The organism is Acidobacteriota bacterium, from assembly GCA_038040445.1.
GTDB classification, from domain to species: Bacteria; Acidobacteriota; Blastocatellia; order UBA7656; family UBA7656; genus Onstottus_A; species Onstottus_A frigus.
In genome coordinates, this window is record JBBPIG010000008.1 from 134,204 (window position 1) to 150,657 (window position 16,454).

Here is a 16,454-nt window from a genome sequence, read left to right on the forward strand (position 1 = left end):
CACCACACAGCAGAAGAATAACGATGCATCGCACAGCCAGGACTCCATTGCGAGACCACTTTGCATTTTGTAGACTAAACATACAGCACACTCCTTTTATCGGGTCTGTGTTGAGGGCAAGACAGACTTCGGCCGCCTAAGCTTGGAGCTGTCTTGCCTGTTAATTTTTGGGCAATCCGAAAATCTCATTGCCCTACCCTTCGTCAGTTGTTCTGAGACACGTGAGGTGTAATCAGGGCGCTCCTGGTCTAACCTTCTGCTATTGATCGTTTCACGGGATGGGAGACCCAGGACGCGGTAACGGGCTACTTGAACGGTTAATAGTTGTCGCTGAAATTAGTTGCTCGTTCCGCAGCACCCAACAGACGTGAAAATACTATCACACAACCACTCTCAGTCAACCGCCGCTAAGGGAAAAGAACAAAGGGTCCGCGATGCCGTGCTTATCAATCGCGTTCCATCCGCGCGGTTGGACCGGCAATACTGAATCGCTAAGAGGTCTTAAGCATGATTCATTCTCTGTGCGTCCGGATATCGAGAGTCGAGCCATCAGTCTCCAGTGTCACCATTCCGTCATGACCGGTTTGATATAGTTTTACATTACGAGTGAGGTAACGGTTAACAACTGCCGGGTGCGGGTGGCCGAAGCGGCTCCGCTCGCCAACCGAGATCACCCCGTATCGAGGATGAACCGCGTTTATGAAGGCTTCGGTTGAAGAGGTCCGTGAGCCGTGATGCGGGACTTTCAACACATCCGCCGCCAGAATCACACCGGAGGCGACAAGCGAGTCTTCGGCGGCTCGCTCTATGTCGCCTGCCAGCAATATGGATACGGAGCCGTAGACGAGCCGCAACACAACTGAATCATCATTGCCCGAAGTCTCGGGCCAGCTACTTGCGGGTAGTGGCCACAGCACCTCGATCGTTACACCATCGATCTGAAAGTGTTCGCCCGCGCTGACCCTGGACAAAACAATGCCACGCTGACGTGCCGCTTCCGCAAACCGGTCGTACTCCGAGTCAGCCGTCGGCACGTGACCCACGATGGCTTGACCAATCTGGAGATTCCGAACCACGTCTCTGAGACCGCCGACGTGATCCGCGTGCGCGTGCGTTGCAAGCACATAGTCGACTCGCGTCCGGCCCAGCGACCAGATGAACCGCGACACGACAGCTTCGCCAATCGAAAATGCATTGTCCGCGAAATTTTCGTCCTCCTCAGTTTCAGCCGTTGCGCCCCCCTTCTGACTTTGATCTCGTCTCTCGAAACGAAGTTCGCCGCCACCGTCAACGAGCATTGACTTGCCGTGAGGAAAAACCACCAGCGCAGAATCTCCCTGACCAACGTCCAGGAAGTGAACAGTCAGTTTTCCGTTTGCCTGATTGACGGCTGGCCTGATAACGGCGATCAGAGCCGATGTCATAGCGAGCGCGCAGAACAGCGACGGGACGATTCGGAGACCGGCCGGCGCGGCTCGTCTGGTTGCTGTTTGCTTTCTTACCGCAGCGCGGTCTTTTAGGGAGCGGTCGATGGTTCGCACTTGATCCACCGGATGCCATTGATCTATCAACGCGACGAGCATCGCGAGCGGCGCGAAGTACAGTGCGTAGATGATCGAATCCCAGCCTTCATAGTGCGCCACCCTGAACGTCGCCATCGGAATATCCGAAAAAGGCGCGATCGAGTTGACCAGCAAGTAGTGCGCGGCATACACCACTCGTCCGAGTTGCGCCCCAATCCAAGCGCTGAGCGCGCCGGCGGCAATCGCTCCAAGCGCTGTGAGCATCAACACGCCAGTCAAGAGTCCAGCCACTATGTTCAGCAACACCCCGACCGGCGCAATGCGATTGAAGTAGAGCGCCATCAGCGGCAGCGTCGCGAGCTGGATGGCCGCGGATGTGATCGCCAGCAGTACGATACCCCTGATTATTCCCTGCACGCGCAATAGTCCCAGCAAGCGCGCTGCGCCGGCTTTCTCGAGCCGGTAGCGAATGGGTGATCGTCGCATCTCTTCGTTGAACGCGCGATCATCCCAAAAGAGAGTCTCCGCGAAATACCTTACGGCTGGCGAGCAGGACGGCGGGTGCGGGGTGTGTGAACCAGGACGCCACTGTCCTATTTCCCGGAGCTTCTCCGCCAGCGGCAGCCCGAGGCCTACTATCGCGGCGACAGCGATAAAACTCAATTGAAACGCAGGATCATTCACCAGAGCCGGTTCCAGGGCGAGCATGATGAAAGCCGCCAGCGCAACAGTGTTGATTGAGGCTGAGCGCCGGAAAAGGAGCGGCCCCATCAAACCGATCGTTATCATCGCCGTCGCCCGGCTGACAGGCGCCGCCAGCCCGACCATAATCGCATACGCCCACAGGACGACGAGACAAACGATAACTCGCGCGGTTCTACGCCGTTTGAGCGTTGAGCGGCCCCCCAACAGCACCCACGCTATGATGCCGATGTGCATACCGGAGATCGACAGAGTGTGAAAGGTCGAGGCTTCGCGAAGACGCTCCGAAGCTGCTGGCTCGAGAAAATACCGATTGCCAACGAGCATGGCCTTCAGCGTCCCGGCTACTCGACGATTAAATCTCGAATCGAGCGCGGCCATTGTTCTAAGGCGCAGGTGGTAAAGAATAGCGAGCACCCGGCTTGCGCGGGCGTCGCCAATCCGCTCGATTAGAAGCGGACTCTTTATCACCCCTTTGAGGTCGTAACCTTGACGCTCGAGGAAGGCGTTGAAGTCGGGCGATCCTGGATTGGCGTACGAGCGCGCGCGCTCAAGCCTTACCAGCACCCGGACGCGGGAGCCGTAGTCAAGAGCGAGGCGTTCGAATTCGCTCTGCGATTCACCGCTAGCTGTCGAGAGGATCAGCCGCGCGCGGCCGGCGGCGGCCATCGCGTCGCCGTGAACGCGAATCTCTTGCGCGTCCAGGTCCAGGTAGTAAGCACCCGGCGCAGGCTCGGGTGGCGCAGCCAGAGTGCCGGTCAACTCAACCGGATCATCGGGGCTTATGACCTTTGACTCAAAGAGGCGGTCCAGCCTTGCTGCCGTGTGGCTTGTTCGTTCGGCGAGTGAGAGCAGAGCGCCGCCGAAAGCGAAACCGATCATCAGGGCTACGCCGGCCGAGGTTTCTTTCTTGCTGAGTACAAGCTTGATCGACGCAGCGGCAAAAAAGAGCGTTGACGCGGTGACGATCAATCGCGGGGGCTCGAGACATCGGTCAACAAGAATGCCAACCACAAGCGCAGCCGTCAGGTACAAGAACGGCTGGCATCGGGGAGTTAGCGTTGATCTGAAGAAGACCTGGGACATAACACAACCATGTAGCGGTTGATACACGGATTGAAGCCCGTGTTACCCAGGTTCAACATTGATAATCCGGAGCGCAATTCGCGATCGCTTGAATCCCGCGAGGTCTATTTCCGATCAGGAATCACGGTTCACGCATCAATCATCACGCATCACTGTTCAGTTGACAACGGCGCGGGCGCGGCTCGATGATTCGGTTATGAGCTCCGGACCGGATGACCTTCAGAAGAAGGTTTTTGAACTCGCCAAAGCCACTGAATGCCCTGAAGAATCGTTTTTGATGAGGCGGTTGTCCCTCGACGACGCGGATCAGGTGCAGTCAGTCATCGATGGGCTCATGCTCTCGCTTATCAGCTTCTGCTATCACCGGCATCCGCGCGGCGAGAACGTTCACGAGGTGATGGAGAAACTGGATCACGTCCAGCCCGGTTCAACTGAAGCTTCCGAGCTCGAGCGGCGAGCGGACGACGCTGCCGCGCTTCAGATACCATTCATCGTCACGCTCAATCAGCTTGTCGAGGATTACTACCACATCAGGCGGAGATTGGAAGCAAGGCTGCGAACTGAAGAATAGCAGCAACTGCCGCGCTCGTGTTTAACCCTTCCGGTAACCCTTCGTAGAACCACCGCGGCTTCACGCCAATGGCCCGCCCGCGAAGCGCACTGCCTTGCAGAGGCTAAGATATCCTTTGCGATCCAGTTCGATAATAAAAACCGGGCGCTGTCTTGACGACAGCGCCCGATTGGCAGGTTGCACATGCGGCTTCGAGTTAGAACTCGATGCGGCCCACAAGCTGGACTATGCGCGGGTTGGTCGCCAGGCTGGTTACGCGGCCAAAGTTCGTGCTGTTAATGTTCAGACCGCCGAACTGGCTCACGAAGAAATTCGCGCGGTTGCCGACGTTGAAGGCCTCGAGGCGAATCTGCACCTTGAGGTTCTCTTTGATCGGGACGTTCTTGGTGATGGACGCGTCCCAGTTAAAGATCACCGGGCCGTTTATGAAGGCCCGCTCAAGGCTGCCGGTCTGCCCCGGCGCGACGTTGAAGAAGACCTGTCCGGCGAACGTTGGCTGGCCGAAGCCTTCCGCGCCGCGGCCCGTGCCGGTGCAGGTGTCGAGGTTGAAGTTGATTACTGACGGGTCAATGAAGAAGACGCCGCACTTGGTCTTGCGGATGCCAATCAGCTTCTTGATCTGGTCCTTGTTGAGCGAGGTAAATGGCGTCTGACGGCCGGAAAACGCGACGCGGTTCAAGGTGCCACGCGGATCGACGATGGTGATCGGCGCGCCGCTCGCCCAGCGAATTAAGTTGTTGACCTGGAAACCGCCAAACACCCGGTCAATCACCCCGCCTTTGTTCAGGAACGGTTTCCCCTTGCCGAACGGCAGTTCGTACACAGCCGCCAGATTGAGGACATGCGTCTGATCGTAGTCGGCGCGCGAGTACTCGAGCTCCGGCGAGAAGATATCTAGCACCGAATCGACCCGCGTCTGCGCCGTGCCGCCGGCATCAGTCAGCGTCTTCTGGAAGGTATAGTTCGCTTGCACGAACAGACCGTGGCTGAAGCGATGGCGGATCTCCGTCTGTAAGGAGTTGTAGTTGTACCGCGCATCGTTGGTCAGCAGCCGGGACTGCAAAATATTGGGGTTCGGCTGGAAGACCACCGTGCCGGTCAGGTTGTTAACAATGTAGGTCGCTGCCAGATCGCCAGGCGTACCCGCCGTCAGGCTGTTGAGAATCGTCGCGTTGGTCAGGCCGCCGTTGGTCCCGCTCAACAGGCCGAGCTTCGGGAAGACCGTCAACTGCTGGCTGCCCGCAACGTTCGCGTTGAAGGCCGCGCTCAACGGAATGCTCGAGTTGGTAGCGCGAGCCGCCGTTGCGAGCAACAGATTCGAGCGCGCGCGATTGAAGTCGGCCAGGAAGCCGTTGTTGAAGATGTCCAGTTGGTTGTAGTCCTTGGCCCGCAGGAGATTGGTGCTGCGGCTGCCAACATAGCGAACCTCGATAGCCGTCTGCCAGCCGATTTCGCGCTGAATGCCGAAATTGTACTCCTGCGCCCGCGGCACCTTTATGTTGGGATCAATGGCTTCGGCAGCGCCTTGCCGCCCGGCCAGCAAATTGTTATCAAGAAAGGTCCGCGGCACTTTGAGCGTCGGGGCAATGAAACTAGGTAACGCCGAGAAGCGCGCGTTGAGTTGTGCGGTGTTAGTAATCGGATTGAGCGCGCTGGCTTGCGAAATCAGACCGGCATTGGACCCTAAGGCCGCGTCCGCGCCGCGCACGAACTCGTCGTTGACGTAGCTCTCGCGGTAGCCGCCGCGCAGCACTGTCCGGCCGTTGCCCGGTAGCAGGTAGCCCAACCACTTGTTCTTCAACTCCGGCGAATAGGCGAAGCTGAAGACGGGGGCGAAGTTGTTCTTGTCGACTTTGAAGAACTTCGTGCGCTTGCTGTCGCCCGCGTTGGCGCCAACGAAATCAATCGTGGCATTCGGATTGAGAATAGCCGTCAAGGGATCCGTTCCCGCCGGAATGACCGGCTCCAGCGCCAGGCCGCTCGCCTCGCGAATCGAGGTGAACAACTCGTAGCGCAGGCCGAGGTTTAACGTGAGTTGCGGGGTCACCCGCCACGAATCGGAAAAGTAGCCAGAGTAGTTCTCGTAGTTCAACTGCCGCTCCGGCACCTCACCTTTCACCAGACCCGAAGACGGGCTGTTGGCGGCATAGGTCACGTTGGCGGTGCTGATGATGCCCCCCAGCAATGCCAGCAAGCTATTGGCCGTCGCCAACTGCGCCGTGCTGATGCCGCCAAGCGACGTGAATTGCGCCTGGTTCAACTGCGGCGTGTTCGCGTTGGTTCCAAGGTTAAAGGTCGGTATAGTTGACTGTGAGAAGGCAGGCGGGCCGAAGGGATTCACTCGGAAGAGTTGCCCCTGTATGCCGAAACGCAGCCCGTGCGCTCCCCTGATCAGCACGGCATTGTCTTGAAAATTGGTGATGACCGTGTTGCGGCCCTGCGCCTCAAAATTGACTTCCGTGTTGCTCACCAGCGTCGGGGCGATGAAAAACCCCGGTAAATCCAAAAGCCGCCCGAACGCTGGGTTGCTCTTCTGGTAGCCGCCGCGCACTTCGTTGGTGAACCTCGAACTCAGATTGAGGCGATAGGCGAGCGACAAAAACGGCGTGTGCGCATCCTGGTTGCTGGTCGGGCTCGGCGTAAAGCCTCCGGGGCCGATCTGATCCACGTCCGGCCGCAACAGGTTTTCCTTGCGGTAGCCGTAAACGCCGTTGATTGTTTGATTCGAGCTGATCTCGTAGTCCATGCGGACCGAGTAACTATCCAGATCCTGATTCTGCAGGCGATTGACCCGAAAGCCGGTGGTGTTGAGTTGATCGCCGGCCTCGGTCGTATTGCCGCCGACCGGCAGCAGGTCGAGGATGCGGCTCTTAATGACCGGATCTAGCGAAACCCCTGCGAGCTGAAGAATGTTGACAGTTTGCTTTGCCCCGGCGTTGTTGAGGAATGTAAACACCCCGTTGAAGGCATTGGGCAGCAGCGTCGTGCGCAGGGTCGACGTGGCGCTGCGCTGCCGCGTTGCCTGATAGCCGAAGAAGAAGAAGAGCTTCTCCCTCTTGATCGGCCCCGAGACGGTGCCGCCGTACTGATTGCGGTTCAGAAACGCTATCGGTACGTTCGGTTTGCCGGTCGCGGCAATATTGCCCGCCGCGTTGTTGAAGAAGCTGTTGGCCGCCAGAAACGAGTTGCGGTTGTAGATGTAGCCCGCACCGTGAAACTGATTTGCGCCGCGCGGGGTCACCAGTTGAATCTGCGAGGAGCCGTAGCCCAACTCAGCGCCGGCGTTTTGGGTGGTGATGGTGATCTCGCCGATGTCGTCAACGTTCGGGCGGTCGGGAACGAAATCAACGGCATTCGAGCGAATGAAGTTGTCCTGCACGTTTATGCCGTCACGCGTTATGTTGGTAAAGGACGACCGCTGCCCGTTGACGGCGGTGGTCTGCGCGCCGTTAGACGACACGCCTGCCTGTCCCTGGATCAAGCTTATGGGATTGCGCCCGTTGAGCGGTAGTTCGCGGACTTCTTTCATGCTGATCGTATTGCTCAATTCCCCCGAGGTGGCATTGAGCAGTTCGGCGCCGGCGGTGACGGTCACCTGTTCCTGCACGCCACCCACTTCGAGCGCCACGCTCAAGGAGTACTCTCGGCCGACGTCGATCTTCACCTCCGTCGCCGTGTAGGTCTTAAATCCCTGCTGTGTGACCTTCACCGTGTAGGTGCCGAAGTCCAGTTGCGGGAGGGCGAACGTGCCTCCCTCGCCCGTGACCACGGTTTTCTCTCTTCCGGTCGCGTTGTCTGTGACCACCACAGTCGCGCCGGCAACCACGGCCCCAGTGTTGTTGGTGACGGTGCCGACGAGGCGACCGGTGTTGGAGCCTTGCGCTGCCAATGCTGCTGGGGAAAGGCTGCTGAGGGAGCCGAGCGCCAGCAACAGGGACATGGCGTGTACGAAAGTTCTCTTGATCATTATCTATCCTCCTCGATCTGTCGTGCCCGGCGGTGCCGCCACAGGGCATTCGTGAAATTGGAACTTCGGGTCGTGATCCTTTCTGACGGATTGGTCGAAACTAGTTGAAACTAGTAAGGAACTGAAGAGTCGAATACGGCAAAGTCTATGCCGTCTGTCCATCCCGATTAAGCTGTTTAATCGCAATAGTTAAAATTGCGCGCCTAGCCTCGGTTTCCAAAAATTTGAAGGCTTCTATGAAAAAATGGATATGGTGCCCGCGTCCATGTCTTTGTGACAGATGGAGTGCTCCTTTTCCTAAGTGAAGTGCGCCCCTAACTGGCAGCGGAGCGTGGAGAATTTGCGATAGCCAAAAAGCTTAATCGTAGCACCGATGCACTATCGGCTCGAGTGCGACTGTAATCCTCGCGACTATCTGCGCAATACCCCGCGGGTTCGTCGGGAATGACTTTCGACTATGTCATCAGCACCGTTCCCGTGCATGCGGAAGTGCCCTCACCAGGCCTGAATCTTCTGCCCGCGCAATGCAATGACGCTATTCTTCGGCCTCATCGCCTTCGTCCGTTGCCGCGTCGCCTGGCGACAGGCCTTTTATCTCGGCAGAGATTTCCGCGCGCCTGGCCTTCGCGAGCTTCATTATCTGGGACAGGTGCTTACGCGCGCGGCGCGCGGCAGCCTTGTTTCCCTTTTGACGACAGACCATATTCTCGGCGGCGAACCGTCCCACCTCTACCAGAAGCTGGCCGGTGGTCGAGCCCTGAATGCGCCGATCAAACAACCGGCGTTCGCGTCCGGTGCGACGCTCGGGCGAGCCAGGCGGCGGGCCGAGGTCTTGCTTCCGTCGCTCTTCCCTTCTATGGTCCTCATCGGTGCGGCGTTCTTTCTCGGTCAGGTTGAAATCGTCGTCTGCCATCTCATTCTCCACAGCGAGTAGTGTTTACTCCTGCCGGCTGGTTCGGGTGAGTCATCCGATAACCGCTTGACCTTGGGGACCAGAAGCGTCCCGCAGCACGGGCTAGTCTATCACAGAGCGCGATGGTTGCAAGCGTATAGTCATTGGTCATTGGTCATTCGTCATTAGTCATTGGTCTCTTGAACGACCTCAACTGGCCAATGACAATGACCACTGACGACTGACCATCATGTCTTGAGCATTTCCCGAGCGTGGCGGCGCGCGCTTTCGGTGATCTCGGCGCCGGTGAGCATGCGGGCAATCTCTTCTATCCGGCCGCGCCGGTCGAGTCTATCGGCGCTGATCTCCGTCCGGCCGGCAATCGCTTCCTTGCGCACAAGAAGATGCGAGTCCGCGAATCGAGCGATCTGCGGTTGATGAGTAACGCAAAAAACCTGGTTGGTTTCGGAAAGCTTCTTGAGCTTGGCGCCAACCGCCTCGCTGACGCGCCCGCCGATGCCGCTGTCGATTTCGTCGAACACGATCGTGCGAGGGAACTCGGAAGCGCCGGCGACCGTCTTAAGCACGAGCATCAAGCGGGACGCTTCTCCTCCGGATGCGACGCGCGCCAGCGGCCGAACCGTCTCGCCGACGTTGGCCGAAAAGTAGAACTCCACTCGATCGATGCCGGTTGCGGTAAATGAAGCTGAGGCGTCGTCGCCGTCCAATTCCATATCCGAGGGTATTGTGATCTGAACTTGGAAGCGGGCATCCTCCATTGCTACTTCTGCTAGCCCGCCTTCGACGGCGCGCTCGAATTTCTTTGCCGCGCGCGTGCGCTCCTTATGAAGCTTCACAGCGCACGAGACGTAAGCGGCGCGCGCCACGGCGAGGTCTGCCCCTAGTTCCTCCTGCCGTTCATCCGATTGCTCGATTTTTCGCAGGCGGTCTTGAGAACGCGCCAGGTGCTCGAGCGTGCTTTCGATCGAGCCGCCATACTTGCGCTTCAAACGAGACAGCTCGGCAAGCCGATTCTCAATTTCTTCAAGGCGCGCCGGAGAGAACTCCAGCTTGTCGGCGAAGTCGCGGAGCGAAAAAGCAAGGTCCTCCAGCAGCGCGCGCGCGGTCTCGAGTCCTTCGAGATATTCGCGAAAGCTCGACTCGTAACCCGCAAGCTCCTCGATTCGCCTCGCCGTCTGTTGTATGCGCGTCATAGCCGAATCGCTGTCTTCATAGGTGAGGCCAAAGCTCTCGGCGCAAAGTGTCGTCAGCTTCTCGACGTTGTTGAGCCGCCGCCGTTCCTCTTCGAGTTGTTCATCCTCGCCCACTACCGGCCCCGTTCGCTCGAGTTCATCGATCTGAAATCGAAGAATGTCGATTAGCTGAAGCTTCTCGGCCGCTTCCTTGCTGTGCGCCTCAAGCTCACGCTTGACCAAAGACCAGCGTTTGTAGCAAGCGGCCACATCATCCTTCAACGCCGTCACGCCGGCGAATGCGTCGAGCAGCTCCAGGTGGGTGTTCGTGTCAAACAACGTTTGCTGATCGCCCTGCCCGTGTATATCGACAAGAAATGGCCGCAGCTCGCGAAGCAGCGACTGAGTCGCGAGTTGATGATTGATAAGTATCTTGTTTCTGCCGCTAGCCGCAAGCTCGCGCCTGATGATGATCTCGGTGTCGTCGGCGCCATCGGCTTCAATGCCCGCATTGCGCAGCAGTTCCTCGAGCTCTTGGTTGCGCCCGACTAAAAACAACCCCTCGATGAACCCGCGGTCGCTGCCTGATTTGAGGAAATCCGGCGTGAATCGTCCACCAATGAGAACGCCGAGGGCATCGACGATGATGGACTTGCCCGACCCGGTCTCGCCGGTGAGCAGATTGAGGCCCCGGTCGAACTCGACAGTCAACTCATCGATCAACGCAATCTTAGAGATGTTGAGGAATGTCAGCATTGAAGAAATTGTACGGGTGGCCCTTCGTGGCCGCCCGCCGCCGCCGCGAAGAGCCGCTCGCTCTATCAATGAGTGGTGCCCAGATCCACCCCAAACAAGCGCTCGAGCCGGATGGCGCTCGCAAACTTAGCTTCGCATACCTTCGCTGTCAAGGATCTGCTTAACTGCGTCCAGCAAGTTCTCGGCTTCAAACTCCGGGTTACATGGCCAGCGGTCGGGATGCGCAAAGGTCTCGCGACCGTAGCCTGTCATCACCAGCGCCGCGCGCGCCGAAACGTTTTCCGCAAGTTTGATATCGCTGGCCTTGTCTCCGATAACAAAGGAACGCGCGAGGTCAATGTTGTGCTCGCGCGATGCAGCATCGAGCATACCGGTTCGAGGTTTTCGGCACTCGCAGTCGAGGCGATAACGCGCATTTCCAACTTCGGGATGATGAGGACAATAGTAAACCGCATCTATTCGCGCCCCGTCGCCGGCAAGCTCTTCGATCATTCGCGAATGAATCTTGTTCAGGGCTTCTTCCGTGTACAAGCCGCGCGCGATGCCGGATTGGTTGGTTATGACAATCGTTTTGAGCCTGGACCTATTGATCGCGCGCACGGCTTCAGCGGCCCAGGGGTAGAGAATCAACTGATCGGGTGTCGACACGTATCCGGTGTCTTCGTTGAGCGTGCCGTCGCGGTCGAGAAATATAGCGCCTGAGAATTGCGGATCATTCAATTGCGGATTGCGGATTGCGGATTGCGGATTGCGGGCCACTGGGCGAATCTTAGTTCCGCACCCTGCAATCCGCAATCGCGTTCAGTAGAGCGCTTTAGCGATGCCTACCAGCGATGAGATATTGTGCTGCACAAAATCGATGCGGATCTTCATCGACGTCAGCCCTTCACGAAATCCACCGGCCGCGCGCCGCGGGTTTGGCAGAGACGTGCTGTTGCGAACGCTAAACTGCTGCGCAAGCTGAAACGACGCGCAGGCTTTTAGCGAGCCTGCTATCTTCGCCGCGCGAGAGTCGCCGGTAGAGCGCGCAACGCGGTAGGCCGCGACCAGACCTTCAGCTCTGGCTGCGGCCGGCGTCGCTCGGGGCGGGCCCGGTCCAAACCCACCCGAATAACCTGCCGGGTCGCTTTCTGAGTACTGATCAGCGATCATCGCCTCGGCGAGAGCGATCGAGTGCTCGGCGTACTTCTTTTCACGACCGATGTTGTACAGGGCTTCAAGCGCCTGCATAAGCCACGCATCCGGAGGCAACGCTCCCAACATGCGCTGCGACTCGATCAGATAGTCAGCTCCGCGCCGCGCGCAATCGAGCAGCCGCTTATCGCCATTCGATCTGTAGAAAAGAATCAACCCGAGTATCGCCTCACCCGGATAGTACAGCGATGCTATACCTTCGGGGTCGCCTGTTCGAAGCCGATAGCGCGACTCAAAGGATCCATCCCGGCGTTGCATCGCAAGGATAAGATTGGCCAGGCGAGCCGCGCTCTTACGATCCGCCGTTTTTCGATCGAGCTCGATCTGCTTTGCAAGCGCGGCCAGCGCCAACCCGTTCGCTCCAAGCTTCGCTTTGCCGTCGTAGTCCAGCACGTAGGCAGCTTCTCCGGACCGCACTGATTTAAGCCGGGTCTTTAGGAAAGTTATAGCCCGCCGCGACGATTCGAGATAACGACCGTCGCGCGTCGCCGCGTAGAGGTCGAGCAGAGACAATGCCGTACCGGCGTGCCTGACGATGTTGTACCTTCGCGATTCGAAGCGGTCTTGAGCTGGGTCGTAGTAATAATGAAAGCTCCCGTCGCGCCTCTGCATTCGGATAAGATAATCACCGCCCGCCCGAGCTGCAGCTATCAGTTGCCCGCGATTCAGTTCAGGTGCGTACGCGCTGCTGAGGGACGCGTTGGCAGCTCCTGAAGCATTTGAGAGCAGGATGACCGCGAGCAGGAACGATTTTTGTAGAACGATTCGCATCGACTAAAAGATTTAACATAACAGCACAAAGTCACAAAAGTGAGATTGATGCGCGGGGCCCGGAGAGTTTGTGGGTTCGTTGAGTTGATCTATGACGAGATGGATTAGTGGTCGGTTCGGTTAGAACACAGCGCTGGGCTAGAGATGGAAGTAGGAATGCGGATTCGCTTCCGCCTGTTCAAGAGCGAACATCGGGCCACAAACTAGAAAGGCTGCCGGCTCATTGGAGCGGGCAGCCTTTTCGTCTGATCTCGGCTTTCTAATTCACGCTGCTTGCGCGCGCTGCAGCAGAAGACGGCGCAGCTTCAATCTGGCTTTGTGCAACTGCGACTTCGAGGTGCCGGCGCTGCATCCGAGCAACCTGGCTATCTCCTCGTGCTCGTAGCCCTCAACATCGTGCAGCACGAATACGGTGCGATAGCCGTTCGGCAGTTGTGCGATCGCGGCCTCAAGGCCGATCCGATCGACGATCGGCATGGCTTCGGGGTTAATTGTCTCGGGGTCGATCGAGTCGGGCATCTCGCCGTCGTCGGTAGTCAGTTCCGAGCGAACCGATCGCTTGCGAAAATGCATAAGGACCTGGTTTACAGTCAGCCGATGAAGCCAGGTCGTGAATGCCGCTTCTCCGCGGAACGAACCGATCTTCCGATGGAGTTGAATGAATACCTCTTGAGTCAGATCCTCGGCCTCGGCCATGTTGCCCGTCATCCTCAGGCATATCGAATAGACTCGTCTGTAGTGTTTGCGGTACAGGTCTTCGAACCCGCTCATCGCATCGCCGGCCAATGCTGCGTTAAGCCCTGCGTCCGATTGAATCGATATTGCGTTGCTTGCCATCAGTCGTTCCTCCGAGTGTCCGCTCAACTTCGTAACTCCTAGAGCTGGTCGGTAGTAAGGTAGAGCGACTGACGTGCCATCTGCGCACTGTCGGCATCGCGCCGAAGAACCCTCGTGTTTATCGGGTTTATCTAAGCCATGGGCTATCCTCGGAGCACTGACTGGCAATGGCTTTAGCTGTGGTTATCGTGTGGGGTCACCCCAAATAGTATGCGCGGGCATGAGCAAAGGACAGGCTGGACTCAGGAGCTTGAGGGTGCCTGGAATCGACGGGCAAGCAGCTCTGCGATGCTTGCCAACAATGATTCGTCCGCCTGGGTAAAGGCGTTTTCGAGGTCGCTGTCGATGTCTATCTGACCGATAATCTCTATCCCGTCTCGGATAAGCACGACGATTTCCGAGCGCGTCTCGACGCTGCAGGCGAGATAGTTATCAAGCCGGGTAACGTCGCCGATAATCTGATTCGCGCCCTCGGCCACCGCAACGCCGCACACCCCGATTCCAATCGGGATGTGGGTATGCTCGGTGGGCTTGCCAATGTAGTTGTGCAGGACAAGCGTGTCGCCTTCGATCAGGTATATTCCCACCCAGTTGTAATGCTCGCGCTCCTGTTTGAGGATCCTTACCGTAGATTGAAGCACTTCATCGCGCGATGCCGGGGAGTTAACCACCACTTCAACAAGGCTCGCGATCTCGTCAGCGGTCTTCATCGATTCACAGGACTCCCGTTCCTTGGTTATTAACTAAGTCACTCAGAATAGGACGCCCGGACTATCGAACGCAAGACACGCTGCGAGTTGGCTACGCTAGAGTTGACCGGCACAACACCCAGGGTTTGCACTTTCGTTGAGTTCGAGCAGTCATCTTGATAGACTGCCCCCTAAACGCACATGAGAACAGAACGCAGGCGGTCTGGCTGGCAAAACCGGTTCTTGAATACAGCCTCTGAGTCGCAGCAGGGTGATGATCGAAACAATCGCTACAGCCGATAGCAACCGCGAGCTCGCGCCTGGCTATCGACTTCTTACGCTGGATCTCAAAGAGGACGTCCCGGTGCGCGCCGGGCAATTTGCGATGCTGAAACCGCACGCTTCGCTTGAGCCTCTGCTGAGACGCGCGCTCGCGGTCTACCGAGTTCACAGCCCGCGTCGCATCAGCTTTTTGTATCAGGTCTTAGGGCGTGGCACCGAGGCGCTGGCGCGCGTAGAAAACGGCGGCGCGGTCGAAGCGCTCCTTCCGCTCGGCAATAGCTGGCCGGACGCAATCGGAGCCAATCAACGGGTGATCGTTGTCGCGGGAGGCATCGGCTCTGCCTCGGTCTTCATGTTGTGCGAAAAACTCGCGAGCACTGGAGTCGATACCCAATTGCTATTCGGCGCCAGGAGCGAGCCCACGGCCATCGGGTGCGGCCTCGAAGACTTCCGTGCTCTTGGCCTTCCGCTCACGCTCACTACAGACGACGGCAGCCTCGGTGAACAAGGCTTTGTTACCGGAGCGCTGGAACGCGAGCTTCTCCGGAGCGGCCGCCCGCGCTCGACGATCTACGCCTGCGGGCCTTGGGTGATGATGAAGCGAGTCGCCGAGATAGCTGTTCAGTTTGAAGCCCGCTGCTTTGTTTCGCTCGAAGCGCCCATGGGCTGCGGCTTCGGCGTGTGCGTGGGCTGCGTAGTCGCCGTTAAAACAAGAGGAACGAACGAATACGGTTCATATAAGCGCGTTTGCACTGACGGCTCAATATTCCCGGCTGAATCGATTAGATGGGAAGTGGATCCGATCGCCCACTAACAATCTCGATGCGGGTTCAGGACTAGCGATCTCATTTCGAGCATACAGCAAACATGGCAGACGGAACTAACAACGATCCGAGGCTCGCAGTCGAGATCTCTGGCATCCGTTTCAACAACCCGGTGATTGGAGCATCCGGCACTTTCGGATACGGGCTTGAGTTCGCGGACCTCATAGATTTGAACAGGCTTGGCGGCTTCGCTACCAAAGGGCTTTCAGCGCGCCCGCTGCCCGGCAACCCGCCTCCTCGAATCGTTGAAACGCACGGCGGTATGTTGAACGCGATCGGTCTTCAGAACATCGGTGCGCGCGCGTTCGTCGAAGAAAAGCTTCCCCTGCTTGCGCGTTACGACACGCGAATCATTGCAAACGTGTTCGGCTATTCGGACGACGAATACATCGAAGCCATCACGATCCTGAACGACGGCGACGGTATCGCAGCCTATGAGCTGAACATATCGTGCCCTAACGTAAAGGAAGGCGGCATCGTGATCGGCAATTCGCCCACCGCAGCAGCGCGGCTCACTGAGAAAGCAAAGCTGGCGTCCTCTCGACCGCTCATAGTCAAGCTATCTCCAAACGTTACTGATATCGCCATACTGGCCCGTGCGATCGTCGACGCCGGAGCAGACTGTATTTCGTTGATTAACACAATCGTAGGGATGTCGATCGATGTGAACACACGGAAACCGCGGTTGAGCTACGGCACGGGTGGGCTGTCAGGCCCGGCTATTCGCCCGATCGCAGTTCGCATGGTTCACGAAGTAGCGAGAGCCGTTGACGTGCCGCTAATCGGCATCGGCGGCATAGCCTCTGCCGCCGACGCGCTTGAATTCATTATCGCCGGCGCAACCGCGATTCAGATCGGAACAGCCAACTACTATGACCCCACAGTCACGATGAAGGTGATTGACGGCCTTACAGCACACTGCGAAAGTCACCACATCGCAACGATCAAAGGCCTGATCGGCTCGCTAGAATAGGGGTGCCTTAACTCAGCGGTACGCGACAAATCTTGACTTCGCATTCCGCTCGGCGTATAACCTGTCTGCCCCGATTCTAAAACAAGCGAGCAGGTACTATCGCAGATCGCAGACAGCGACTTCTTAAACTTCGGGGCTTCCTCACGCCAGAGAGTCAATTGCAGTAATGAGGTTCTTGCGAGCAAATAAAACGG

The 16,454-nt window shown here is 57.8% G+C and carries 11 protein-coding genes; 3 read left to right on the plus strand and 8 right to left on the minus strand.

Annotated elements, in window-relative coordinates; translation table 11 throughout:
• Positions 1–512: 512 nt before the first annotated feature.
• Entirely contained in the window at positions 513–3,311 is a 2,799-nt protein-coding gene (locus tag AABO57_11085) for a ComEC/Rec2 family competence protein (GenBank protein MEK6286276.1), read from the minus strand.
• 196 nt (positions 3,312–3,507) lie between these two features.
• On the opposite strand from AABO57_11085, the gene AABO57_11090 reads away from it, so the two are divergent.
• On the plus strand, positions 3,508–3,882 hold the full coding sequence (locus tag AABO57_11090; protein MEK6286277.1) for a hypothetical protein: 375 nt from the start codon (positions 3,508–3,510) through the stop codon (positions 3,880–3,882).
• 196 nt (positions 3,883–4,078) lie between these two features.
• On the opposite strand, the gene AABO57_11095 is transcribed toward AABO57_11090, so the two are convergent.
• The 7 genes from AABO57_11095 to AABO57_11125 all read right to left on the minus strand — a co-directional run bounded on the left by AABO57_11095 (position 4,079) and on the right by AABO57_11125 (position 14,202).
• Positions 4,079–7,813: a TonB-dependent receptor gene (locus AABO57_11095; protein ID MEK6286278.1), complete on the minus strand. Its 3,735-nt coding sequence runs from the start codon at positions 7,811–7,813 to the stop codon at positions 4,079–4,081.
• A gap of 571 nt (positions 7,814–8,384) precedes the next feature.
• Positions 8,385–8,762 carry a hypothetical protein gene (locus AABO57_11100; GenBank protein ID MEK6286279.1) on the minus strand — a complete coding sequence of 126 codons (378 nt, stop codon included), beginning with the start codon at positions 8,760–8,762 and terminating at the stop codon, positions 8,385–8,387.
• Between the two features lie 227 nt (positions 8,763–8,989).
• Positions 8,990–10,690, minus strand: coding sequence for a DNA repair protein RecN (recN, locus tag AABO57_11105; protein ID MEK6286280.1), 1,701 nt, complete (start codon positions 10,688–10,690; stop codon positions 8,990–8,992).
• A gap of 126 nt (positions 10,691–10,816) precedes the next feature.
• Positions 10,817–11,449: an HAD family hydrolase gene (locus AABO57_11110; GenBank protein ID MEK6286281.1), complete on the minus strand. Its 633-nt coding sequence runs from the start codon at positions 11,447–11,449 to the stop codon at positions 10,817–10,819.
• 42 nt (positions 11,450–11,491) lie between these two features.
• Entirely contained in the window at positions 11,492–12,655 is a 1,164-nt protein-coding gene (locus AABO57_11115) for a hypothetical protein (GenBank protein ID MEK6286282.1), read from the minus strand.
• 264 nt (positions 12,656–12,919) lie between these two features.
• Positions 12,920–13,492: an RNA polymerase sigma factor gene (locus tag AABO57_11120; protein ID MEK6286283.1), complete on the minus strand. Its 573-nt coding sequence runs from the start codon at positions 13,490–13,492 to the stop codon at positions 12,920–12,922.
• Positions 13,493–13,734: 242 nt separating this feature from the next.
• Complete coding sequence (locus tag AABO57_11125) at positions 13,735–14,202, minus strand: GAF domain-containing protein (GenBank protein ID MEK6286284.1); 468 nt, start codon at positions 14,200–14,202, stop codon at positions 13,735–13,737.
• Positions 14,203–14,455: 253 nt separating this feature from the next.
• On the opposite strand from AABO57_11125, the gene AABO57_11130 reads away from it, so the two are divergent.
• Together AABO57_11130 and AABO57_11135 are read left to right on the plus strand one after the other, a co-directional pair.
• Positions 14,456–15,277: a dihydroorotate dehydrogenase electron transfer subunit gene (locus AABO57_11130; GenBank protein ID MEK6286285.1), complete on the plus strand. Its 822-nt coding sequence runs from the start codon at positions 14,456–14,458 to the stop codon at positions 15,275–15,277.
• A gap of 53 nt (positions 15,278–15,330) precedes the next feature.
• Positions 15,331–16,260 (plus strand): dihydroorotate dehydrogenase, encoded by a 930-nt coding sequence (locus AABO57_11135; protein ID MEK6286286.1) that lies wholly within the window; start codon positions 15,331–15,333, stop codon positions 16,258–16,260.
• Positions 16,261–16,454: the final 194 nt, after the last annotated feature.

Bases quoted from the DNA above. Each gene is read 5' to 3' on its own strand.
- AABO57_11085 (MEK6286276.1), bottom strand. From the start codon at position 3,311: ATGTCCCAGGTCTTCTTCAGATCAACGCTAACTCCCCGATGCCAGCCG.
- AABO57_11090 (MEK6286277.1), top strand. From the start codon at position 3,508: ATGAGCTCCGGACCGGATGACCTTCAGAAGAAGGTTTTTGAACTCGCC.
- AABO57_11100 (MEK6286279.1), bottom strand. From the start codon at position 8,762: ATGGCAGACGACGATTTCAACCTGACCGAGAAAGAACGCCGCACCGAT.
- recN (MEK6286280.1), bottom strand. From the start codon at position 10,690: ATGCTGACATTCCTCAACATCTCTAAGATTGCGTTGATCGATGAGTTG.
- AABO57_11115 (MEK6286282.1), bottom strand. From the start codon at position 12,655: ATGCGAATCGTTCTACAAAAATCGTTCCTGCTCGCGGTCATCCTGCTC.
- AABO57_11120 (MEK6286283.1), bottom strand. From the start codon at position 13,492: ATGGCAAGCAACGCAATATCGATTCAATCGGACGCAGGGCTTAACGCA.
- AABO57_11125 (MEK6286284.1), bottom strand. From the start codon at position 14,202: ATGAAGACCGCTGACGAGATCGCGAGCCTTGTTGAAGTGGTGGTTAAC.
- AABO57_11130 (MEK6286285.1), top strand. From the start codon at position 14,456: ATGATCGAAACAATCGCTACAGCCGATAGCAACCGCGAGCTCGCGCCT.
- AABO57_11135 (MEK6286286.1), top strand. From the start codon at position 15,331: ATGGCAGACGGAACTAACAACGATCCGAGGCTCGCAGTCGAGATCTCT.